A 22,060-nucleotide genomic window follows, 5' to 3' on the forward strand; every position below is an offset into this window, starting at 1 on the left:
CTGTGCAGACATGCGGCTCCGCCGCGCGGGCGCGACCAGCCACGACCGGCCCGCGGACGGAATGCAGCGTCATGACCACGGGCCGATCCGCACAGCACAACCAGCAGAGCTATCCGTTCTTCTTCCAGTCCGCCTGCGCAGCATTGAGCTGCTCCGCCAGCGTGTTCAGGAAGTCCTTCGCCGACATCTTGCCGAGCAGCACCTTCTGGAAGTTCGGCTCGTTGTCGGACTTGGAGATGTTGTTCCAGTCGGGCAGGTAGTACGGCAGCTGCACGATCTTGGTCTTGCCGCCGTTCAGCGCCTCGGCGGCGAGCTTCGTGGGCTCGGCCTGCTGGATCCAGGAGTCCTTCGCGGCCTCGATGTTGGACGGAATGGCGCCGGCCGACTCGTTCCACTTGCTGTTGGACTCGTGCGAGGCGGCGAACTCGATGAACTTCCAGGCGGCCGCCTTGTGCTTGCTGGCCTTGAACAGTCCGAGACCGTCGACGGGGTTGGAGACCTGCACCCGGGTGCCGTCGTCCAGGGTCGGGTTGGGTATGCCCCGGAACTTGCCGGTGCCGAGCGCCTTCACGTGGTCCTGGTAGGAGCCCAGGTTGTGGCTCAGCATGCCGATGGTGCCGCTGTCCCACTGGGCGACCATCTTGGTGAAGTCGTTGTTGACGTCGGCGGACGGGGTGTCCTTCTTGTAGAGCTTGACGTACTTCTCCAACGCGGCGACGTTCTTCGGGTCGTTGACCGTGGTCTTGTCGCCGTTCCAGAACTCGGTGATGCCGCTCTGGCCGTAACTGGCGTCCAGGGCCTGCGCGATGGAGCCCTCGCCGCCGCGGATGGTGTAGCCGAACTTGTTGTCGCCCTTGTCGGTGAGCTTGTCGGCGGCCTTGTAGAAGTTCGTCCAGCTGGACGGCTCGGCGAGGCCCGCGGACTTGAACAGGTCGGTGCGGTACCACAGCGTGCCGTTGTTGGCGGAGGTCGGCACCGAGTAGAGCTTGTCGCCGCCACCCGCGTTGCGGACGCTGTCGAGCATGCCCTGGTTGAGCTTGCCGTTCAGGGTGCTCTTCTCGATCCGGCTGTCCAGCGGCTCAAGGGCCTTCTGGGCCGCGACCTCCGCGAGCATGGCGGCGCCGACACCGCCGACGTCGGGCAGACCGCCGCCGCTGATGGAGGTGTCGTACTTGGACTGGATGCTGGTGGCGGGCACTCCGACGTAGTTGACCTTGATGTCGGGGTACTTCTTCCCGAAGTCCTTGATGATCTCCTTCCAGACGTCGGTACGCACACCGCCGTTGTTGTCCCAGAAGGTGATCTCGCCCTTGCCGGAGCCCTCGTTGCCCTTGTCGCCGGCGGTGCCGCTGCCGTCGTCGCCGCAGGCGGTGGCGGTCAGGGCGAGGACGGACCCCAGGGCGACGGCCGCGGCGGCGCGCCTGCTTCTACGAACGTTGATCTTCATTGACCGGCTCTCTTCTTCTGGATCCAACGGAGCTGTGCGGTTGTGGGGTCGGCTGTGCGGTTGTGGGGTCAGTGGCGGGCGTACGGCGCCCAGCCGTCCGTGCCCGACAGGTACGTGGCGACGGTGTACGTCGTCGCGTCGGCGTCCGGCAGCTGCGGCCGGTCGGCCGTGACGGTCGCTCCGGGGCCGTGGCTGCGGTACTCGGCGAAGCGGGCGTCCTTCCACGAGAAGCCGCTCATGTCGGCCCACGGTGCGGACTTGACCGCCGCGGGCAGCTCGGTGTCGCGGAACAGGACCTGGGCCACGGCGTCGGGTTCGCCGCCGGGGTGCCAGGGCCGGCCGAGGTGGAAGGACCCGGCGGGCGCGTCGCTCACGACCCTCGACCGGGTGATCAGGAACCCGTACGGGTTGTCCTTCCACGTCGAAGCGGCCGTGAGGTAGCCGTTGTTGGTGGTGGAGCCGCGGCTGAGGGCCTTGATGACGGAGTGCTCGATGACGGTGGTCGCGCGCCCGTAGATGAAGTCGACGTCGCCCTCGATGTACGAGTCACGGAGGTAGACCCGACTGATGACGTCCAGCTTGGGGCTGTCGGTCATCAGGGTGTCCTGGTTGCCCAGGAAGGCCGTGTTCTCGAAGACGATCCGGTCACCGGTGGTCTTCATGGCGAGGGCCTGCTCTCCCTTCAGCTCGACCGCGGCCTCGTCGAAGTCGTTGCTGAAGGTGAGGTTGCGGGCCGTGACGTCGTTCGCGGCGATCCGCACGGTGGCGCTGCCGGTCGAACCGCCGTACTCGGCAGGGGTGTTGTACACGACGACGGTGTCGGATCGGTCCCGGCCGGTGCCCTGGAGCACGATCCGCGGCTTGATCGCGGGGATGTAGACCTTCGCGCGGTAGGTGCCGGGCGCGATCGCGACGGTCACCGTGCCGGCGTTGCCGTCGGGCACGGCGTCCACGGCGGCCTGGACGCTCGGGTAGTCCGCGGGGACGTTCAGCACGGTGTTCGTGCCGAGGTTCTTCTGCGGCCCGGAGAACCGCGTCACCAGTGCGGGTACGGCGGCCGCCGGGTCGAGACGGTAGGCGTAGAAGTCGTGCGGGTCGAAGGCCTTGCCCCACGCGTCCTGACGCCCGGTGGTGTTCTTCAGGATGGAGCCGCGCTGCACCAACTCGGCGGTGGCGTCGGCCTGATAGGGGTGCTGGACACCGTCGTAGTAGCTGTTCTCGATGACCATCTTGGTGTGGCCGCGCGACCAGCTGCCGTACGTCCACACCGGGTCGCCGTCGGCCACCTGGCTGGTGAAGTAGTTGTTGTAGAGGTGTGCGTAGGCGCAGTTGTCGGCGGACGGGTTGCGCTGCTTGGTGCCGCTGAACAGGTTGTGGTCGATGGTGATCTGCGTGGTGACGTTGGGCGTCCAGCCGATCCCGAACGCCTTGTTGTGGTGGGTGAACCGGTTGGCGGAGACGGTGATGTACTGGCTGTCCTTGCGGATGTCGAGCAGCCCGTCGCCCATGTGTGTGAAGCGGTTGTGGTCGATCCACACGTGGTCGACGGTGTCCATCTGGATGGCGTCGAAGTCGGTGGTCTTGCCGTCCCAGTCACCCTCGACATAGCTGTCGCGGATCGTCAGGTTGCGGATGATCACGTTGTGCGTGCCGGGGTTGAGGTGCAGCTCGCCGTGGACGATCTCGCCGGTGTCGCCGATGCCGATGAGGGTCTTGTCCGAGTTCACGACGATGTCCGAACCGAAGGGTTCGACGTCGATCGCGCCCGAGACCCGGATGACGTACGGCTCCTCGGCGGCCGCGTACCGGGCGAGCGAGGCCTGGTCGGTGACGGTGACGACCTTGCCGCCCGCTCCGCCGGTGGTGCCGCCCTCCAGGGAGGCGAAGCCGTGCGGGCGGTCGGAGAGACGGGCTGCCGTCGCGGCCGGCCCGGCAGCGGCAGCCCCCGTCGGTTCGCCGGCCGCCGGGCCCACGGCCTTCGCCTCCCCGATCGCTCCGAGACTCAGTGCGGCGGCCAGGGCGATCACGGCGGCCACGACCCTGCCGCGACCCGGTCTCGGCAAGCGCTTGCTATGAAGGTGCTGCGTCATTGCGGCTCCCAACAGGCACAACAGGTGTACGGATGGCAGGAAATGACCCTCAGCGGGTCTCGGTGATACGGAACTGTGTGAACGTGGCCGCACCCGCGTGTCCCCCGCCGAGGGGTGCGAGCGCGAAGAGCCCGAGCAGGGCGCCGACCCAGCGCCAGGGGGTGGCGGCGAAGACCTGACCGGAGCGGCCCCGGCCGTCACCGACGTCGTAGGAGAAGCGACAGCGTGCCCCCGCGCCGATCTCGATCCACAGCCGGGCCCGTCCCTCGGGCGCGAGCCGGGCAGGCGCGGCGTCCCGCTCCCGGTCGGCGACGGATTCCGCGAACCGGTGCACGAGCTGCACCGACCCGTCGCTCCCCCGCTGCAGCCCGATCCAGCTGAACGCGTCCCCGAGTACGGCGAGTCCGGCCCGTGCGCCGGGCTCCTCGCTGTCGAGCCGCAGCTCCACCTCGACGGTGCAGGGGGTGCCGGGCAGGCGCTGGGTGAGGACGTTCGGCAGGGTGCGCAGGTCGTGCGCGTCCGCCGTTCGCACACAGGTCAGCCGCAGCCCGTCCGCGGAGTGGTGGGTGGCCCAGCCGTCCTGCGCGTTGGCCGTCCACTGCCACTGCCGCCCGTACCGGCCGCCGGGAAAGCTGTCGTCGACCGCGAGCGCGGAGAGCGGCTGCCGCGGCAGGTCCGGCTTCCTGTGCACGGCGACGGGGGCGCCCTCGTCGCCGAGCACCGGCCAGCCGTCCGTGCCCCAGCGCATCGGCTGGAGGTGGACGACCCTGCCGTACGCGCCCCTGGCCTGGAAGTGCAGGAACCAGTCCTCGCCCGCCTGGGTGCGCACCCAGCCGCCCTGGTGGGGGCCGTTGACGTCGGTGTCGCCCTGCTCCAGCACGACCCGCTCCTCGTACGGGCCGAAGAAGCCGCGCGAGCGGAAGGCGCCCTGCCAGCCGGTCTCCACTCCTCCGGCGGGGGCGAGGATCCAGAACCAGCCGTCGTGGCGGTAGATCTTGGGGCCTTCGAGCGTGAACCAGCCCGGTATCAGGTCGCCGTCGACGATCACCTTGCCCTCGTCGAGCAGTGCGGTGCCGTCGGGCCGCATGCGATGCCCGGTGAGCCGGTTCTTCACCCCGGCGCGGGACTTGGCCCAGGCGTGCACGAGATACGCCTCGCCGCTCTCCTCGTCCCACAGCGGACAGGCGTCGATGAGCCCCTTGCCCGCCTTCACCAGGTGCGGCCGGGTCCAAGGGCCGCGTATCTCGGGGGCGTTGACCTGGAAGACGCCCTGGTCGGGGTCGCCCCAGAAGATCCAGAACCGGTCGTCGTGGTGGCGCAGGGACGGAGCCCAGACGCCGCAGTCGTGCCGTGGCTTCCTGAACTCGGCGGCGGGCTCCAGCCGTGCCAGCGCATGCCCGACCAGCGTCCAGTTCACCAGGTCGCGGGAGTGCAGAAGCGGCAGACCCGGCGCCCGGCCGAAGCTGGAGGCGGTCAGATAGAAGTCGTCGCCGACGCGCAGGACGTCGGGGTCGGACCAGTCGGCGTCGAGGACGGGGTTGCGGTAGGTCCCGTCCCCCAGGTCGGACGAGGTGATCACGGGCTCACCGCCTTGCGGACGAGGGCCGCCGCCCCGTCCCGGTCGAGGATGCCGTCGGCGACGACGGTGACGATCCGGCGCACGACGGTCTCCCCGGCGGCGATCGACAGCCGTTCGCCGTGGGCGAGGGACGAGCCGACGCCCGGGTACTCGGCGGTGCGCACGAACCACGGGTCGCAGCGGGTGGGCTCGGTGGCACCGGCGAAGACGAGCGTCCAGCCGGCGCCCACGAGGGCGAGCCAATCGGCGCGGGTGCCGTGCACCGCCTCCTCGCCCTCGGCGGCGGCGGTGAACACGCGCGGTGCGTCCGCCTCCTTGCGGGCCCGCCAGAAGAAGCCGCCGTACGCCGCGCCGGGGCGCCCGTTCGTCGCGGGGCTGCCGACCGACAGGTCCGCGTCCGTGATGTTGGTGAGCGAGAAGGTGAAGTCCAACGCCCAGGCGGACTCGGTGAGTTCACTCGCGGCGACGGTGCGCCGTTCGCGCAGCAGCTCGCCGCCCCCGGCCACCCAGCGCAGCTCCTCCACGAAGCCGTCGGGGTCGCGCAGCTGGAAGCAGGTGTGCCGCTGCGCGCCGTGGTTGTCGAGCTCGGTCGGCCCCTGGCCGCGCACATAGGTGCGACCGCCCCAGAAGTTGTGCCCCTCGACGTCGGGTACTGCCACACCGACGCCGAGGTGGTGTATGTGGTCGGCGGGGCTGAGCTCGGTGACCGCCGTACCGGCCAGGGTGGTGACGGGGTGCAGATAGGGGCGCGGGGAGAGCCTGGGCGGCAGCTCGGGGCGGGTGATGTAGCGGCCGACCGGGCGGCCCGCGACGCGCAGGACGAGCGACTCGTTGTTCGTGTTCATCGGGTGCTCACCTCGTCGGGGAGAGCCTTCGCTGCGGAGTGCGGTGCGGCGTGCGGGAGCGCCCAGGGGGCGCCCAGCTCGGAGTAGAGGGCGAGGGTGTCGGCGGCGGCCGCGACGAGGGCGTCGATGCCGGGCACGACACGGCGGTTCTCCTCGGGCACGAGACGCCAGGCGTCGGCCGGCAGCGCCACCGGGTCGGGGGCCTGCCGGATCGCTTCGACGACCTTCATGAAGGCGCCCGTCGCGTCGGGTTCGACCAGCAGTTCGGTGCCGTCCGTCAGATGCGCGACGAGGTTCTCCAGCAGGTCCGTCCTGCCGTACTCGATCTCCTCGGGGCCGCGCCCGGAGCGCTGGACGAGCACCCGGTCCTGCTTGTACCAGAAGGTGATCCGCCCGCTGCTGCCGTGCACCACGACGTACGGCTCGCCCGGCTGCTGGGCGCAGAGCGTCGCGGCGACGGTGATACGCCCGCCGTCCTTCGTCGTCACACGGACGCAGGAGGTGTCGTCGGACTCGATGTCGTTGGCCCGCAGCAGCTCGGTCTCGATGTCGGCGATGTCCTCGGCGCGGGTGGAGCCGTGCAGCGCGAGGGCGGTGGCGACGGCGTGCGCGAGGGGGTTGGTCAGCACCCCGTCGATCACGTCGGCCCCGTTCAGGCGGCGCCGGCCGGCCCAGGGCGCCCGCCGGTAGTACGCCTCGTCGCGCGCCCAGGCCCCGGCGCCGCCGATCCCGGTCACCGTGCCGAGCGCGCCCTCCGCGATCAGCTGCCGGATCGCGGGCACGGCGTGCGAGCCGAGCGACTGGAAGCCGATCTGGCAGACGACTCCGGCGGCGGCGACCCCGTCGGCCATCCGCCGGAACTCGGCGTACGACGGCGCGGGCGGCTTCTCCAGGAGCAGGTGTACGCCCTTGCCGGCCGCGACGAGCGCGAGGTCGGTGTGGGTGGGGATGGGCGTGCAGATCACCGCGATCGCTGCGCCCGTGGAGTCGAGGAGGGCGCCGAAGTCCGCGGACTGCTCGGGGGCGCCGAGGCCGTCGAGCTCGTCCTCGCTCAGCGGTGTCAGCTCACAGATGCCCGCGAGTCGTACGAGCCCCTTGTGCTGGAGGCGGCGGATGTTCTCCAGGTGCCAGCGGCCGTGGCCGCGGGCGCCCGCGAGAACGACCGGCACCGGCAGGCTCATGGGATGGGTGGGGTTCATGGGATCCTCCCCGCGCCCGCGCCGCGCTCGACGTCGTGGTCGGCCCGGCGGGCGCTGTCGATCTTCCCGTGCAGCGAGGGCGTCCAGCCGACGTCGGCGGTCAGGTCGCGCTCGCTGCCGGAGTTGTACGCGTTGTGAATGGCCAGCAGGTCGACGGGGAAGCCGTTGAAGAGCGTCCCGGTCTGGTGCAGGGCGGTGCCGTTCCAGCTCTTCACGAGATCGGCGACCTCGACATGGCCCGGCGCGGTGAAGGCGTTGTTCTCGGCGTGGATGCCCGACTCGGTGGAGACGCCCAGCGAGTAGCGGTACTCGGAATCCTCCGGCACGACATAACGGTTGTTGTACACGTGCACCTGGCCGAACCGGACGCGCGGCGCGCGCTGTACGACGGACTCGAACTCGTTGTGGTGCAGCGTGACGCGCAGCTTGCCGCGGTCGCCGGTCGCCGAGTCGCTGTTGCCGATGAGCATCGCCTTGTCGTGGTCGGCGAACCGGCTCCAGGAGACGGTGACCAGGTCGGAGCCACCGGTGATGTCCAACAGGCCGTCGTGGCGCAGGTAGTTGCGCGCGAAGTAGGTGGGTTCCTTCGCGTCCGGGTGGCCCTGGTCGCTCGCGGTGATGTGGTCGACCCACACATGGGTGGCGCCGTTCAGCCACAGGGTGTCGTACGACGTCTTCCAGTCGCCGAGGCCTCCGGTGTTGGGCTGCCAGAGGGGGAAGCAGTCGTAGGCGTCGCGGAGGTCGAGGTTGCGGACGATGACGTTGTCCGCGTTCTTGACCTGGAGGCTCGCGCCCTTGAGGACGGCGCCGGAGCCCAGGCCGACGATCGTGGTGTTGGGGCCGACGAGAAACTCGACGCGGGAGGCCTGGGCGGCGGCGGACGCCTGGCGGGCCTCCTCCTGTGCGCCGCTGGGCTTGGCGGAGCCCCAGGTGCGGGGGTCGTAGGCGGTCAGGTACTTCTTCACGGTGTAGCCGTCGGTCGCGTAGTCGTCGCAGTCCAGATGCCGGCCGTCGTCGTCCGCGTTGGCGTCGATCGTCCCCGCCACCTTGATGATCTTCGGGGTGGCGCTGCCGCCGTCGAGGGCGCGGACCAGTTCGGCTCGGTTGGTCACGGTGAAGACGTGGGCGTCGTCGGCGGCGGCGCCTCCGGTGGTGCCGCCGTCCGCCGCGGCCCAGCCGTCGTCCGCGGCCAGGGTGTCGCGGCTGATGTCACGGGAGCGGGAGTCGGCGTCGGCCGGGACACCGAGAGCAAGCCCCAACAGGCCTGCCACGGCGGCCACTTGGAGGATCCTTCTCATCCCTTCACCGCCCCTGCGCTGAAGCCGGTGATCAGCCACTTCTGGATGAAGGCGAAGACGATGACCACGGGGACGGCAGCGATGATGCCGCCCGCGGCCAGGGCGCCCAGGTCGACGCTGTCCGCGCTCATCAGGGTGTTGAGGCCGACGGGGATGGTCTGCTTGCTCTGGTCGCTGAGGAACATCAGGGCGAACAGGAAGTGGTTCCAGGCGTGCACGAAGGCGAAGGAGCCGACGGCGATCAACCCGGGGCGCAGCAGCGGGAGTACGACGATCCTGAAGGCCTTGAAGCGGTTGCAGCCGTCGACCCATGCGGCCTCCTCCAGCGAGGGCGGCACGTTCCGGATGAAGCCGCTGATCAGGATCATCGACAGCGGCAGCTGGAAGACGGTCTCGGCGATGATGACGCTGCCCAGCGAGTTGATCATCTGGAGCTTGGCGAAGATCTGGAAGAGCGGCACCAGCATCAGGGCGCCCGGCACGAACTGCGAGCACAGCAGCGCCAGCATGAAGGCGCGCTTGATCCTGAACTCGAAGCGGGCGAGGGCGTATCCGCCGGCCAGCGCGACCACGGTGGTCATCACGAGGGTGGCGACGCCGATGAGCACGCTGTTCTGGAAGTAGGTCCCGAAGCTGCGCTCGGTCCACACCTTGTCGAAGTGCTCGAAGGTCATGGGCCAGGGCACGAGCGAGGTGGAGCCGGCCGGGCGCAGCGCGAACAGCAGGATCCAGTAGAAGGGGATCAGGGTGAAGAGCAGGTAGATCGAGAGCGGGAGGTAGATCTGCCAGCGCGGGACCTCGTCCCAGGCCCGACGAGCCTTGCCCGGGCGCTGCCGTGGCTCCTCGGCCACCGGGGCGGGCGCCGCGGGAGCGTCGCTGATCTCGGCGTCCTTGGTGATCACTTGTCTCCACCTCCGAACTTGCTCAGCCGCAGGTAGACGATCGAGCAGAAGAGCAGAATCACGAACGCGACGGTGGTCAGGGCCGACGCGTAGCCGAAGTTGTGTGCCTCGACGCTGGTGTTGGCGATGTAGAGCGGCAGTGTGGTCGTCTCGCCCGCGGGTCCGCCGCCGGTCAGGGTGTAGAGGAGGTCGACGTTGTTGAACTCCCAGACCGCGCGCAGCAGCGTGGACAGGACGATGGCGTCCTTGAGGTGCGGCAGCGTGATGTGCAGGAACTGTTTGACGCGGCCGGCGCCGTCGACCTCGGCGGCCTCGTAGAGGTCCTTGGAGACGGACTGGAGGTCGGCGAGGATCAGGATCGCGAAGAAGGGGACGCCACGCCACAGGTCGGCGACCACGGCGGCCGGGAAGACGGTCGAGGGGTCCGACAGCCAGCTGGTGCCGTACGCGCCGATCCCCATGTCGGCGAGGTAACGGGTGATACCCGTCTGGGAGTTGTAGAGGAGCACCCAGATCGCGGAGGTCAGCACGCCGGAGACGGCCCACGGCGAGAACACCATCGCGCGGCCGACCGCCCGCCCCACGAAGGTCTGGTTGACGATGAGGGCGAGCGCGAGGCCGAACAGCAGCTGCAGTCCGACTTCCACCACGACCCACTTGGCGCTGAAGGTCAGGGTGTCCCAGAACTGCGGGTCGTCGGTGAAGGCGTGCACGAAGTTGTCGAAGCCCGCGTAGCCGTTGCGCCACGGCTTGGTGGGGTTGTAGTTGCGCAGGCTGTAGTAGAAGACGCTGATGACGGGGTAGGCGATGAAGCCCAGCATCAGCAGGCCCGCGGGGGCGATCAGCAGGTACGGGAGCTTGCGGGGCGTCGCCGAGCCACGGCGCCGCCGGGGTGGCGCGGGCTGTTTCGCCACGGCTGCGGCTTGGGCCATGACTTTTCTCCGTTCTCGTGCGGGGTGCAGCGGGGTGAAGCGCTTTCCGAGCGTCGTTCGAGATCTCGGCCAAAAGAAGGGGTGGCCGGGGATGTTCGTTCAGCCCGCGTACGGGTCCTGGACCTTGCCGGGCCGTGCGAGGAACTCGAAGTCGCAGCCGGTGTCCGCCTGGGTGATCTGCTCGTTGTAGAGCGCCCCGTAGCCGCGCTCGTACCGCTCGGGCGGCGGCGTCCACTCCGCCCTGCGCCGCTCCAACTCCACGTCGTCCACATTGAGTTGGAGCGACCGTCCCTCGACATCGAGGGTGATCGCGTCGCCGGTCCGCACCAGGGCGAGCGGTCCTCCCACGTACGACTCCGGTGCCACGTGCAGCACGCAGGCGCCGTAACTCGTGCCGCTCATCCGGGCGTCGGAGATCCGCACCATGTCCCGTACACCCTGCTTGAGCAGGTGGTCGGGGATCGGGAGCATGCCGTACTCGGGCATGCCAGGGCCGCCCTTGGGTCCGGCGTTGCGCAGCACCAGCACACTGTCGGCGGTGATGCCCAACTCCGGGTCGTTGATGGTGCGTTGCATGGTCCGGTAGTCGTCGAAGACGACCGCGGTGCCGGTGTGCTTGAGCAGGTGCGGCTCGGCGGAGATGTGCTTGATGACGGCGCCGTCGGGGCAGAGGTTGCCGCGCAGGACGGCGACGCCGCCCTCGCTCGCGACGGGGTTGTCCCGGGTGCGGATGACGTCGTCGTTGTGCACCTGCGCGGTCGAGAGCTGTTCGCGCAGGGTGTCGTGGGAGACCGTCGGGCGGTCCAGGTGGAGCAGGTCGGTGATCCGGGACAGGAACCCGGGGAGGCCGCCGGCGAAGTGGAAGTCCTCCATCAGGTACGTCTGTCCGCCGGGCCGGACGTTGGCGAGCACCGGCACGGTCCGCGCGACGCGGTCGAAGTCGTCGAGTGTGAGGGTGACGCCGGCGCGGCCGGCCATGGCGATCAGATGGATGACGGCGTTGGTCGAGCCACCCAGCCCGAGGACGGTCGTCACCGCGTCCTCGAACGCCTCCGCCGTCAGGATGTCGGACAACTTCCGGTCCTGGCGCACGAGTTCGACGATCCGAAGTCCCGCTGCGGCGGCCATCCGGTCGTGCCCGGAGTCGACGGCCGGGATGCTCGACGCCCCCGGAACGGTCACACCCAGCGCCTCGGCGGCGGCTGTCAGCGTGGACGCCGTCCCCATGGTCATGCAGTGCCCCGGCGAACGGGCGAGTCCGCTCTCCAGCTCGGTCATCTCGCAGTCGCCGATGAGGCCGGCGCGCTTGTCGTCCCAGTACTTCCACATGTCGGTGCCGGAGCCGAGGACTTCATTGCGCCAGTGGCCCGGCAGCATGGGCCCGGCGGGCACGAAGACGGCCGGCAGGTCCACCGAGGCCGCGCCCATCAGCAGCGCCGGCGTGGACTTGTCGCAGCCGCCCATCAGCACGGCGCCGTCGACCGGATACGACCGCAGCAGTTCCTCGGTCTCCATCGCGAGCATGTTGCGGTAGAGCATCGGGGTCGGCTTCTGGAAGGTCTCGCTGAGCGTGGAGACCGGGAACTCGAGCGGGAAACCCCCGGCCTGCCACACACCCCGCTTGACGGCCTGTGCGCGGTCGCGCAGGTGGACGTGGCACGGGTTGATGTCGGACCAGGTGTTGAGGATCGCGATCACCGGCTTGCCGAGGTGCTCCTCGGGCAGGTAGCCGAGCTGCCGTGTCCTGGCCCGGTGGCTGAAGGAACGCAGCCCGTCCGTGCCGTACCACTGGTGGCTTCTGAACTCCTCGGGGCTCTTCATATGGACCACCCGGCCGCGATGGCGGCGACTTCGGCCCGCTCGCCCTCCGGCAGTGCCCTGCTCGGCGCGCGCACATCGCGGCGGCACAGCCCGAGCGAGGCGAGCGCCTCCTTCACCACGGTGACGTTGTTGGCGGAAGCGTCCTCGGCCCGCAGTTCCTCGAAGCGGCGGATCTGCTCCCAGACCTTCATGGCGGCCGGGTAGTCGCCGGATCGAAGCGCTTCGATCATGTTCAGCGAAACGGACGGGGCGACGTTCACCAGGCCCGAGGTGAAGCCGGTGGCGCCGGCGGAGAAGTAGGAGGGGGCGTACGGCTCGGCGAGCCCGGCCACCCACACGAACCGTTCGAGCCCGGCGTCCCGCGCGAAGGCGGCGAAGCGTGCGGCGTCCGGCACCGCGTACTTCACGCCGACGACGTTGGGGCAGTGGTCGGCGAGTTCGGCGAGCCGGGCGCCGCTCAGTCGCGCGTTGCGGATGTAGGGGACGACACCCAGCTCGGGCACCGTCTCGGCGATGGCCCGGTGGTAGTCGACCCAACCCGCCTCCGACACGTACGGATGCACGGGCTGATGCACCATCACCAGCTGTGCGCCGTGCTCACGGGCGTGCTGTGCGGAGGCGACAGCGGTCGGCACGTCGTGCCCGACGCCGACCACGACGGCGGCCCGGTCCCCGGCCTCCTCGATGGTCAACTCCGTGACCAGCCGCCGCTCTTCGGGCGTCAGGGCGTAGAACTCACCGGTGTTGCCGTTGGGGGTGAGGGTCTTGACGCCGCCGTCGAGCAGCCGACGCAGCAGGGCCCGGTGGGTGTCGCGGTCGACCGACCCGTCCTCGGCGAACGGGGTCACGGGGATGGCCACGACCTCGGCGAGTGCCGCCCGCTGGGTCTCGTACGTCGCTGTCATTCCTGTCCATCCTCTTCCTGGGTCCCGGGGAAGGCCCGTTGCACGAACGACGCGATATGGGCATGCAGGGCGTCGGCGGCGCCGTCGGCATCGCCGTCGAGGGCGAGCCGCAGGATCTCCCGGTGTTCGTCGGCCTCGCGCTCCCAGGACGGGTTTGCCGCCCACGCGACGGCCGAGACCAGAGCTGCCTGGTCGCGCACTTCGTCGAGCATGCGGCCGAGCAGCGGGTTGCCGCAGGACACGTACAGGGCGCGGTGGAACTCCCGGTTGGCCAGGGAGCGTTCGGCGGTGTCGGAGGCTTCGTCGGAGCGGCCGAGCGCGTCGCGTGCCGCGTCCAGCGACGACCCGCGCCGCACCGCGCGCCGCAGCGCCTCGGGTTCGAGGAGCAGCCGCACGTCGTACACCTCGCGCGCCATGTCCGCGTCCACCATGCGCACCGTGACGCCCTTGTACTGGTTCATCACGACGAGCCCGGTGCCGGCCAGTGTCTTGAGCGCCTCGCGGACGGGTGTCTTCGACACGCCGAACTGCGCGGCGAGCTCGGTCTCGACCAGAGCCTGCCCCGGGGTCAACTGCCCGGTGAGGATGCGGTGTTTGATCCCTTCCAGCACGAACTGCGTGCGGGACGGGATCGGGGTGGGCACAGAGGTCATGCGCGCCTCTCGGATCTCGCGTGTCAGATCGCGTGCCGGATCAGGTGTATCTGATCTGGCGTATCGCGTCTCATATATGACGTACGAAGTACGACGCGTTGAAGGTAGGAGCGTCGCCGTGTTTCGTCAATGCTTCTGACAAACGAAGTCGGAGTTGCGTTCAGACGACGCGCATCTCGCCCACGCGGGCGGCGGCGGTGGGCCCGCCGAACGCCGCGGCGGCACGGGTGGTCGCCGCCTCGGTGGTGAGAGTGGGTCCGACGTGCGTGACGAGCAGCTCCCCCACCCCTGCCAGCCGGGCGGCTGCGCCGGCCTCCTCGGGGGTCAGATGAACCTGTTCGCCTTCGCGATGCTCGTCGATGTCGGCCTCGCACAGGAACAGGTCGGCGCCGGCGGCGAGATGCAGCAGGGCGTCGCACGGCCCGCTGTCCCCGGAGTACACGAGCGTCCGCCCCGCGCACTCGGCGCGCAGCCCGTAGGCCTCCACGTCGTGCAGGACGGCGCCGGACGTGAGGAGCAGGTCGCCGTGCCGGGCGGTGTGCCCGTCGTGCAGGGTCCGGAAGTCAAAAACGCCACCCATGAACCCGGCGTCCGGGCGCCCGAAGAACCCGGCGAGGCGCCGTGCGCAGTCGCCGGGCGCGTACACGGGCACGGGTGCGGCCGGGGTGAGTCCGCCGTAGGCGAGCGCGTAGAAGGCGGACAGCAGATCGGCACAGTGATCCGCGTGCAGATGCGAGATCCAGATCGCGTCCAGCCGGGCCGGATCCGTGTGCCTCTGCAACTCGGCGAAGCTCCCCGGCCCGGCGTCGACCCACACCTCGGCGCCCCCGCCGCCGAGCAGGTACCCGGAGCAGGGACGACCGGGCCGCGGGTGCGGGGAGGCGGTACCGAGGACGGTGAGGCTGAGAGACATACGGGGAGCGTACGAAACGGCCTCCGTGGCCGCCCCCCTTATTGACCGGAGCTCATCCCCGGCCGCTCAACTGCCGCTCACCGGATCAGGGCTTCCAGCCGGGATCGCGCCCGCTGAGCCCGATCACGCGGTCGAGGAGGGGCGCGTCGTCCGGCACGGACACGACGGCTCCGAAAGGTCCATCGCTGCCCCGCATCTCCGTGGCCGCGGCGGCAAGGAAGTCGTGCGTCGCACGCAGCGCGGCCTCGTCGGGCTCGTACTCCTGCCCGGTGGCCCGGGCGAGGTCCCAGCCGTGCACCACCAGTTCGTCGACCGCGACGGCACCGGCGATCTCGCCCGGCAGATCGATCCCGCCCGCCCGGGTCATCCCGGTCCAGGCGGCCGGGTCGCGCCAGGCCTCGGCGAGACCGTCCAGTTCCGTCGGCAGGGCCTCGCGCCAGCCGGGCCCGAGGTCCGGCAGGGCGGCGCCCGGGTTGGTGTCCGTGGTCGCCCCCAGATCCTTGCGCCCGGCGTCACGGAACGCGACGGTCAGCCCGGCGAGATGCCCCAGCAGGTGGTGCACCGCGTACTGCGGACAAGGCGTCGCGCCCTGTAGTTGCTCCTGCGTCACGTTCGCCGCGAGGCGCGCCACGATCCGGGCCTGCGGCTCCAGGTCGAGGGTCGTCGGTGTCGTACCGCCATCGGTCATGCTCGGCTCCTCCGGTCACGGGGTCGTCAGGGGGTAGACCGCCGGACGTACGGAAACTCATCGCACCCACTCCCACGATCGTGCTCAGGAGTCTGTTCAGGCGTTCGAAGCCCCGGAATGCTCGGTCCATCCACGATGTTCGGTGTCCGGGACCACGAAGGGGAGCCACGCCATGAAGGCGATCGTTCAGGATGCCTACGGATCAGCGGACCTCCTGGAGTTGCGCGACATCGACCGCCCCGTGCCCCGTGACGACGAAGTGCTCGTCGAGATGCGCGCGGCCGGCGTCGGCCCCGAGGTGTGGCACCTCATGACGGGCCGGCCCTATGTGGCCCGTGCGGTCCTGGGGCTCCGAAAGCCGAAGAACCCGGTACGCGGCTGGGACGGCGCCGGGCGCGTCGAGGCGGTCGGCGCGAAGGTGACCGGGTTCGAGCCGGGCGACGAGGTCTTCGGCAACTGCGAGGGCTCGTTCGCCGAATACGCGTGCGCCAGGGCCGCCAGGATCGCCCTCAAGCCCGCGGGCCTCACCTTCGAGCAGGCCGCCGCCCTCCCCGTCTCGGGCATGACCGCCCTCCAGGCCCTGAGCGGCAACGGCCGCCCGCAGCCGGGTCAGAAGGTCCTCGTCGTCGGCGCCTCCGGCGGTGTGGGGTCCTACGCCGTCCAACTGGCCGCGATGTACGGCGCCGAGGTCACCGGCGTCTGCGGCCCTGCCGGCGCGGACTTCGTCCGCTCCCAGGGGGCCGCCCACGTCATCGACTACACCCGCGAGGACATCACCGACGGCCCGCACCGCTACGACGTAGTCGTCGACAACGCGGGTCTCCGCTCCCTGACCGCCCTCCGTCGCGCGCTCACCCCGCGCGGCACCCTCGTCATCGTCGGCGGCGAGGGCGGAACCGGCTTCTTCGGCGGCATGAGTCGCGACATCCGGGCCGTCCTGCTCTCCCCGTTCATCGGCCAGGACCTCCGCAACCTCGTCTCCGTCGCCCGCCGCGAGGACCTCCAGACCCTCAAGGACCTCGCGGAGCAGGGCCTGATCACACCGGCCATCGACCGCACGTACCCCCTCTCCGAGGCCCCCGCCGCCATCCGCCATCTGAAGAAGGGCCACCCCCGGGGCAAGCTCGTCGTCACCATCTGACGGCGGAAGGTGCCGGGGCCGCGCTCGGAGCGGCCGACCGTCCGCCGGCCCGTTTCTAAGGCAACCGCCCGATCCCGGGCAGGGGCCCTTAGCTCCACGATGACCAGGCATGACGACATCGCCATCAGCCTCGCCATCACCATCGCCATCGCCTTCCGGATGGCCGGTGACGCGCGTCCTGCGCGATCGCAACGCCGGCCTCTACCTGGGTGGGGTCCTGGTCTCCGGTTTCGGCACGTCGGCCATGTGGCTGGTGTCCGGGGTCTGGGTGAAGGACCTCACCGGATCGGACGGTCTGGCCGCGCTCTGCGTCTTCGCGCTCTGGGCCCCGACGCTCATCGGCCCGGCTCTCGGCACTCTCGCGGACCGTGTCCGCCGCCGGCCGTTGCTGGTGTGGACGAACCTGGGTCTGGCCGCACTCCTCATGTCCCTGTTCACCGTCGACTCCGCGCACACCCTGTGGATTCTCTTCGCCGTCCTCCTCGTCCACGGCGCGGCCGGCGTCGTCCACGACGCGGCGGAGTCGGCCCTGGTGGCCACCGCCGTCGACAGACAGCTCCTCGGTGATTTCAACGGCCTTCGGATGACGGCCACCGAGGGTATGAAGCTGCTCGCCCCGCTCGCCGGAGCGGGCCTGTACGCGGCGTACGGGGGTGCCCGCGTCGCGCTTCTGGACGCACTCACCTTCGTCCTGGCCGCGGGCCTCTGCTCGCTTCTGCGCGTACACGAGCCGAAGCCGCTCCCGGCACCCGCCCACTGGCGCACGCGGGCGGCCGACGGCGCCCGCTACCTCTGGGGCCACGCGACGCTGCGTCCCCTCGTCGTCGCCGGCGGCACGACGATGCTGTTCGCGGGCATCAACGGCGCGACGATCTACGCGGTGGCGGAGGGCCTCGGCCACTCCCCCGCGTACGTGGGCGTGCTGTACGTCGCCCAGGGCATCGGCTCGGTGGCGATCGGACCGGCCGCGGGCCCGCTCCTGCGCCGCCTGGGCGAGCGCCGGTTCGCGGGCTGCGGCATCGCGCTCACCGCCGCGGCCGTGGCGGCTCGCGCGCTCCCGTACGACGCGGTGGTGCTCGCCTCGGCCGTGGCGGTCGGCGCGGGGCTGCCGTGCGTGTTGATCGCGGCCCTCACCGCGGTCCAGCGCGAGACGCCGGACGCGCTCCTGGGCCGTACGACGGCGACCGCCAACACGCTGCTGTTCGGCCCGAACGCGGCAGGACTCGCGCTGGGCGCGGGTCTGGTCGAACTGGTCCCCCATCAGGTGCTGCTGGCGGTGCTCGGGCTGGTGCGGCTGGTGACGGCCGCACCCTTGCTGCGGCGTCAGCCGAGCCGCGCGAGCGCCTCCGTCACGCGCGACAGATCCTCGTCGGATGCCAACCCGGCGTGATAGAGCCGCACTTCGGTGGCCCCGAGCTCGACCGCCCGTGCCACGTCCTCGCCGAGTGCCCCGGGGCGGCCGCCCATGCCGCTCACCACGGTGAAGTTGGCCGCCAGCACATGGGGCCCGGCTGCCTGCCCGGCAAAGGAAGCCAGCGGCTCCGGTCCTCCGGCGCACGGCACGACCACACCGTCGGCGACCGACAGGATGTGCGCGGGATCCACGCCGACGTTCGCGCCGACGCGGTACGAGGCCGGATCCGCGTGCAACAGGATCTGGAACCCCTCGGGGGCGGCCGAGCGCACCGCGCCGACGGCCTCCTCCTGGAGCGAACGGGCGACGGAATCGCGCCACGCGCGCGTGGCCGTCGCCAACTCCGCGCCGAGCAGCTTCTCGACGGCTTCCCAATCCCCCGCGGGTGCCTCGCCGCGCCAGACCGGTTCCAGGGCACGCCGGACCGCGGCCATCAACTCGTCCGGGTCCAGACCCAGTTGCGCATAGCCGTCGCGGCAGGAGGGGCAGAAGCACAGCGACATCAGGTACAGCCCTGCGTCCCCGAGCGCCACGCCCCCCGTCTTGTCGTGCGCGTGGAGATGCGCGAGCCCGTACCAGCCGAGGGACTCCAGCTCCGTGCCCCCCGCGCCCGGCCGTACCGCCGCCTCCACGGCCAGTTCGACCAGGTACGCGCGCGTGTCGGGCTGCGCGATGCAGGGCGCCCACGGATAGCGGTCTCCGTAGGCGTTGACCACGGAGGTGTCCGTGAACTCCTCGCCCATACGGGAGTTGTGCGCGAGCACCACCCACGTGTGCACGTCGAGGCCCGCCTCCGCGAGGGCCGAGGCGGCCTCTCCGTATGCGTCCCCGGGCGCCCAGTCCCCGGCGGCGTACGGCCGCAGCCGGCGCCCCTGCCACCGCTCACCGTCCACCGGGTAGAGCACGGCAGCGTGCAGGGCGGTGACGATCCGGTGCCGGGGGTGGCGAGGGGTCAGTGCGCGCGTGGAGTGGTACGCGGAGGCGAGCGTCGCCTGCCGCACCCCGAGCCCGGCGATGCGTGCCGCAGCGTCGGGGTCGCCGTTGACATCCCACGGGTAGACGAAGGTCGACGCCTTCACACGCCCTCCTCAAGCAGCTCGTACCCACGCTCGATCAACTGCGCGAGCTGCTTCACATGCTCCTCTGCGGGCTCGTGCAACGGCGGCCGGACCTCCCCCACGTCGAGCCCCCGCAGCCGCACCCCGGCCTTGACGAGCGAGACGGCGTATCCGCGTCCCTGCGCGCGCAGGTCGACGAAGGGCCGGTAGAACCCGTCGAGCAGCTGGTCGACCACCGTATCGCCCGCGAAGTCACCGGCGTTGAGCGCCTGGTGGAAGGCGAGCGCGATCTCGGGCGCGAAGCAGAACACGGCGGACGAGCACAGGGTGATCCCGATGCCGCGATACGCGAGAGCGGTCAGTTCGGCGGTGGGCAGCCCGTTGAAGTACAGGAAGTCCCCCGGGGCCTCGCTGCGCACCGCGCTCACGATCCGCTGCATCAGATCGAGGTCGCCGACGCCGTCCTTGAAGCCGATGACGCCGTCGGTCCGCGCCAGTTCCACCACGGTCTCCGGTGTGAACACTGCGTTGTCGCGCTGGTAGACGACGAGGTCCAGCGAGGTGGCGGCGGCGAGTTCGCGGTAGTGCCGCAGCAGGCCTTCCTGTCCGGCGGTGACGAGGTACGGCGGCATGGCGAGCAGTCCGTCGGCGCCGGCGTCCTCGGCGAGCCGGGCGTAGCGCACGGCGAGCGCGGTCCCGTAGCCGGCGCCGGCGACGACCGGCACCCGCCCGGCCGTCTCCTCGACGGCCGCCCGCACGCAGCTCTGGAACTCCTCCGGCGTGAGGGCGTGGAACTCGCCGGTGCCGCAGCACGCGAAGACGGCGGCGGCACCGGCGTCGACGCCGCGCCGTACATGTGCGCGGTAGACGTCGAGGTCGACGGCGCCGTCGGGACCGTAGGCGGTGACGGGGAAGAACAGCGGCCCGCTGGGGACGCTGAGCCGAGCGGCAAGAGGGGCTGACGTCACGGGCTCTCCCTAGACAGGCCGAACAGACACTCACACTGAACGGACACGCGCACGTACGGGCCGGCCGTCACGCCGCAGTGCACGTTTCTGATCCATGTCCATATTTCTGAACGCGCCCACGCTAAAACGCCCCCTTGGGACCGGTCAAGCGCGCAAACGAGCCCCACGGGAGCGGATTTCCCACCTCCGCGCGACAGTCGCGTCCGCGCGCGCGACACTTGACGGACCGCCTCGACGATCCTTAGCGTGTCCAAGAATGTGAATGCCGTACACGAATGCGGCTGTTCGATTCAAGGAGACCCGAGGATGCCCGCACCCCGCACCGTTCTGCTCACCGGCGCCGCCGGCGGACTCGGCACCCTGATGCGGGGCCTGCTGCCGGAGTACGGCTACGAACTGCGCCTTCTCGACCTGCTCCCGATCGAGGGCGAACCGGACGCGCTCACGGCAGACCTCGCGGACAAGGAAGCCCTGCGCGAGGCGGTCCGCGGCGTGGACGCGATCATCCATCTGGCGGGCATCTCCCTGGAGGCTTCGTTCGAGAAGATCCTCAAGGCGAACATCGAGGGGACGTACAACCTGTACGAGGCGGCGCGCCAGGAAGGCGTACGCCGCATCGTCTTCGCCTCCTCCAACCACGCCGTGGGCTTCACCCCGCGCCCCGAGGGCGAGGCGCCGGTCGCCCCGGAGGCGTTGATCCCCATCGACACCCCGCACCGCCCGGACACCTTCTACGGCCTCTCCAAGTCCTTCGGCGAGGACCTGGCCCAGTTCTACTGGGACAAGCACGGCCTGGAGACGGTCTCGGTCCGCATCGGTTCCTGCTTCCCGGAGCCGACCGCGGTGCGCATGCTGTCCGTCTGGATGAGCCCCGCCGACGGCGCCCGCCTCCTCCACGCGGCCCTGACGGCCGAGGACGTACGGCACACGGTCGTCTACGGCTCCTCGGCCAACACCCGCCTGTGGTGGGACCTCTCGACCGCCCGGTCGCTCGGCTACGAACCCCAGGACGACTCCGAGCCGTACGCCGAGAAGCTCATCGCGGAGCACGGCGCGCTCGACCCGGACAATCCGGAGCATGCTCACCTGGGTGGGCACTTCACCACGAACCCGCCGATCTGGCCGTACTGACGCGGCGCGAGGAGCGGCGGACAGGGCGGGCGGGCACCGAACGGGCCCGCCCGCTCCGCTGTTCGGGCACCGGCCCTGCCCGATCCGGGGTCCGCCGCAGGTCCGCGGCGGGCAGGCACCCGGCGAAACGGGCACACACGGGCACCATCGGTCCTGCAACAGACCTGGTCAGTGCCACGCGACCGCTGTAGAAACATCTCCACACAGCCCGAACGGGCGAGCGGCACAGGTGGGGACGAGGTGGTGACCATGACCGCGGAGGAACGCCAGCGCGAGATCGTCCGGGCGGCCCGCCGGGCCGGCTCGGTCGACGTCACCGCGCTCGCCGACGAACTCGGCGTCGCCAAGGAGACCGTACGACGGGATCTGCGCGCCCTGGAGGACCACGGTCTGGTGCGCCGTACCCACGGCGGCGCCTATCCCGTGGAGAGCGCCGGGTTCGAGACGACGCTCGCCTTCCGTGCCACCAGCCACGTGCCCGAGAAGCGCCGGATCGCGACCGCCGCGGCCGAGCTGCTCGGGGACGCCGAGACGGTCTTCGTCGACGAGGGGTTCACCCCGCAGCTCATCGCCGAGGCACTTCCCAGGGACCGGCCGCTGACCGTGGTCACCGCGTCCCTGGCCACCGCGGGCGCGCTCGCCGAGGCCGAGAACACCTCGGTGCTGCTGCTCGGCGGCCGGGTCCGCCCGGGCACGCTCGCGACCGTCGACCACTGGACGACGAAGATGCTCGCCGGCTTCGTCATCGACCTGGCGTACATCGGCGCCAACGGCATCTCCCGCGAACACGGCCTCACCACCCCCGATCCGGCCGTCAGCGAGGTCAAGGCGCAGGCGATCCGGGCCTCCCGGCGCACGGTCTTCGCGGGCGTGCACACCAAGTTCGGGGCGGTCAGCTTCTGCCGGTTCGCGGAGATCAGCTCTCTGGAGTCGATCGTCACGAGCACCCTGCTCCCCACCTCCGAGGCCCACCGCTACTCACTGCAGGGCCCCCAAGTCATCCGCGTCTGACTACCGAACCGACCCCCCACCGGACGAGTCCGAAAACCCAACTCACCCACTCCGTAGGGCACGTC

At 70.6% G+C, this 22,060-nt stretch carries 19 protein-coding genes; 4 read left to right on the plus strand and 15 right to left on the minus strand.

Annotated features, from left to right (window positions below):
* Nucleotides 1-109 precede the first annotated feature (109 nt).
* The 13 genes from ABZS97_RS09190 to ABZS97_RS09250 all read right to left on the minus strand — a co-directional run bounded on the left by ABZS97_RS09190 (nucleotide 110) and on the right by ABZS97_RS09250 (nucleotide 15,272).
* The gene (locus ABZS97_RS09190; protein WP_356135343.1) at nucleotides 110-1,447 is read right to left on the minus strand and encodes a sugar ABC transporter substrate-binding protein; all 1,338 of its coding nucleotides are present in this window, start codon (nucleotides 1,445-1,447) and stop codon (nucleotides 110-112) included.
* 68 nt (nucleotides 1,448-1,515) lie between these two features.
* Nucleotides 1,516-3,537, minus strand: a complete 2,022-nt coding sequence (locus ABZS97_RS09195) for a pectinesterase family protein (protein WP_356135345.1) — start codon at nucleotides 3,535-3,537, stop codon at nucleotides 1,516-1,518.
* A gap of 49 nt (nucleotides 3,538-3,586) precedes the next feature.
* Nucleotides 3,587-5,116 carry a family 43 glycosylhydrolase gene (locus ABZS97_RS09200; RefSeq protein WP_356135347.1) on the minus strand — a complete coding sequence of 510 codons (1,530 nt, stop codon included), beginning with the start codon at nucleotides 5,114-5,116 and terminating at the stop codon, nucleotides 3,587-3,589.
* Nucleotides 5,113-5,961 carry a PmoA family protein gene (locus tag ABZS97_RS09205; protein WP_356135349.1) on the minus strand — a complete coding sequence of 283 codons (849 nt, stop codon included), beginning with the start codon at nucleotides 5,959-5,961 and terminating at the stop codon, nucleotides 5,113-5,115. Before ABZS97_RS09205 ends, ABZS97_RS09200 begins: the two co-directional genes overlap by 4 nt.
* The gene (locus ABZS97_RS09210) at nucleotides 5,958-7,160 is read right to left on the minus strand and encodes a Gfo/Idh/MocA family oxidoreductase (RefSeq protein WP_356135351.1); all 1,203 of its coding nucleotides are present in this window, start codon (nucleotides 7,158-7,160) and stop codon (nucleotides 5,958-5,960) included. The genes ABZS97_RS09205 and ABZS97_RS09210 overlap by 4 nt, the downstream gene beginning before the upstream one ends.
* Entirely contained in the window at nucleotides 7,157-8,458 is a 1,302-nt protein-coding gene (locus tag ABZS97_RS09215) for a pectate lyase (RefSeq protein WP_356135353.1), read from the minus strand. Before ABZS97_RS09215 ends, ABZS97_RS09210 begins: the two co-directional genes overlap by 4 nt.
* Nucleotides 8,455-9,309, minus strand: a complete 855-nt coding sequence (locus ABZS97_RS09220) for a carbohydrate ABC transporter permease (protein ID WP_356135412.1) — start codon at nucleotides 9,307-9,309, stop codon at nucleotides 8,455-8,457. The genes ABZS97_RS09215 and ABZS97_RS09220 overlap by 4 nt, the downstream gene beginning before the upstream one ends.
* Nucleotides 9,310-9,356: 47 nt before the next feature.
* The gene (locus tag ABZS97_RS09225; protein ID WP_356135356.1) at nucleotides 9,357-10,292 is read right to left on the minus strand and encodes a sugar ABC transporter permease; all 936 of its coding nucleotides are present in this window, start codon (nucleotides 10,290-10,292) and stop codon (nucleotides 9,357-9,359) included.
* A 99-nt stretch (nucleotides 10,293-10,391) separates the two neighbouring features.
* Entirely contained in the window at nucleotides 10,392-12,113 is a 1,722-nt protein-coding gene (gene araD / locus ABZS97_RS09230; RefSeq protein ID WP_356135358.1) for an L-arabinonate dehydratase, read from the minus strand.
* Nucleotides 12,110-13,018 (minus strand): dihydrodipicolinate synthase family protein, encoded by a 909-nt coding sequence (locus ABZS97_RS09235; protein WP_356135360.1) that lies wholly within the window; start codon nucleotides 13,016-13,018, stop codon nucleotides 12,110-12,112. Before ABZS97_RS09235 ends, araD begins: the two co-directional genes overlap by 4 nt.
* On the minus strand, nucleotides 13,015-13,671 hold the full coding sequence (locus ABZS97_RS09240; RefSeq protein ID WP_356135362.1) for a GntR family transcriptional regulator: 657 nt from the start codon (nucleotides 13,669-13,671) through the stop codon (nucleotides 13,015-13,017). The genes ABZS97_RS09235 and ABZS97_RS09240 overlap by 4 nt, the downstream gene beginning before the upstream one ends.
* A 160-nt stretch (nucleotides 13,672-13,831) precedes the next feature.
* On the minus strand, nucleotides 13,832-14,584 hold the full coding sequence (locus tag ABZS97_RS09245) for an MBL fold metallo-hydrolase (protein ID WP_356135364.1): 753 nt from the start codon (nucleotides 14,582-14,584) through the stop codon (nucleotides 13,832-13,834).
* 85 nt (nucleotides 14,585-14,669) lie between these two features.
* Nucleotides 14,670-15,272, minus strand: coding sequence for a TIGR03086 family metal-binding protein (locus tag ABZS97_RS09250; RefSeq protein ID WP_356135365.1), 603 nt, complete (start codon nucleotides 15,270-15,272; stop codon nucleotides 14,670-14,672).
* A gap of 172 nt (nucleotides 15,273-15,444) precedes the next feature.
* On the opposite strand from ABZS97_RS09250, the gene ABZS97_RS09255 reads away from it, so the two are divergent.
* Nucleotides 15,445-16,413 (plus strand): NAD(P)-dependent alcohol dehydrogenase, encoded by a 969-nt coding sequence (locus ABZS97_RS09255; protein ID WP_356135366.1) that lies wholly within the window; start codon nucleotides 15,445-15,447, stop codon nucleotides 16,411-16,413.
* A 109-nt stretch (nucleotides 16,414-16,522) separates the two neighbouring features.
* Complete coding sequence (locus tag ABZS97_RS09260) at nucleotides 16,523-17,803, plus strand: MFS transporter (protein WP_356135368.1); 1,281 nt, start codon at nucleotides 16,523-16,525, stop codon at nucleotides 17,801-17,803.
* Here ABZS97_RS09260 and ABZS97_RS09265 read toward each other — a convergent pair.
* Together ABZS97_RS09265 and ABZS97_RS09270 are read right to left on the minus strand one after the other, a co-directional pair.
* Nucleotides 17,737-18,906, minus strand: coding sequence for a hypothetical protein (locus ABZS97_RS09265; RefSeq protein ID WP_356135370.1), 1,170 nt, complete (start codon nucleotides 18,904-18,906; stop codon nucleotides 17,737-17,739). The genes ABZS97_RS09260 and ABZS97_RS09265 overlap by 67 nt on opposite strands.
* On the minus strand, nucleotides 18,903-19,853 hold the full coding sequence (locus tag ABZS97_RS09270; RefSeq protein ID WP_356135372.1) for a 5-dehydro-4-deoxyglucarate dehydratase: 951 nt from the start codon (nucleotides 19,851-19,853) through the stop codon (nucleotides 18,903-18,905). The genes ABZS97_RS09265 and ABZS97_RS09270 overlap by 4 nt, the downstream gene beginning before the upstream one ends.
* A 306-nt stretch (nucleotides 19,854-20,159) precedes the next feature.
* Between ABZS97_RS09270 and ABZS97_RS09275 the strand changes: the two genes are divergently transcribed.
* Both ABZS97_RS09275 and ABZS97_RS09280 read left to right on the plus strand, forming a co-directional pair.
* Nucleotides 20,160-20,984 (plus strand): NAD(P)-dependent oxidoreductase, encoded by an 825-nt coding sequence (locus ABZS97_RS09275; RefSeq protein ID WP_356135374.1) that lies wholly within the window; start codon nucleotides 20,160-20,162, stop codon nucleotides 20,982-20,984.
* 249 nt (nucleotides 20,985-21,233) lie between these two features.
* Nucleotides 21,234-21,995, plus strand: coding sequence for a DeoR/GlpR family DNA-binding transcription regulator (locus ABZS97_RS09280; protein WP_356135376.1), 762 nt, complete (start codon nucleotides 21,234-21,236; stop codon nucleotides 21,993-21,995).
* The last annotated feature ends 65 nt before the right edge of the window (nucleotides 21,996-22,060 follow it).

Origin of the sequence: Streptomyces sp. NPDC005485 (genome assembly GCF_040606085.1) — a bacterium.
Lineage (GTDB): Bacteria > Actinomycetota > Actinomycetes > Streptomycetales > Streptomycetaceae > Streptomyces.